The 596-nt window shown below is 36.1% G+C and carries 1 protein-coding gene; it reads right to left on the minus strand.

The window, feature by feature from the left end; genetic code table 11:
* Positions 1-352 precede the first annotated feature (352 nt).
* The coding region (locus tag RI561_RS13770; RefSeq protein WP_395080822.1) for a transposase at positions 353-596 on the minus strand (244 nt) is incomplete at its 5' end.

The raw sequence follows: 596 nt of genomic DNA on the forward strand, positions 1-596 counted from the left end.
GTTTTGTTTACGTTTCTAATTGGTTATTACGGCATTATAGTTGTTTTAATATATATCTTTGCCGCAACTATTCCAGCTCTTCCAACGAAAAATATAAGGTAAAGGTCATTATATGAGTTTCATGCTACTTAAGTGTAGCTTAGTAATAACAGCAACAATTCTGTTCATATAATTTTGGAAATTAGGACATCTTAGCCAATGTAAATTATCGATATACAATCAGGATAGGGAAGTATATTTACATAATATAAATTTAGGGGCTGAAGTAGCTAAGACCTGAATAAGGTACTAAATTAGTTACTATGTATGAACTGGACTTGCAACAAAAAAGTGGACAATGAGTTAAGGGTAATCATGCGGCCTGTTGTCGTTTTTGTTTAAGTTCTTGTTCGGCTTCAGCCGGTGTTTTATATTCCAGTGAAGAATGTAACCGCCTTCGGTTGTACCAGCTCTCAATATAATCGAATATCATCGCTCGCGCCTGCTGGTAACTGGTAAAGATTCCTGTCCGGCAGTTTAATTCTGCTTTTAAGGTTTTAAAGAAACTCTCAGCCGGTGCATTATCCCAACAATTGCCTTTATGAGACATGCTTTGG

The sequence above is a fragment of the Gracilimonas sp. genome, assembly GCF_031581265.1.
Taxonomy (GTDB): Bacteria; Bacteroidota; Rhodothermia; order Balneolales; family Balneolaceae; genus Gracilimonas.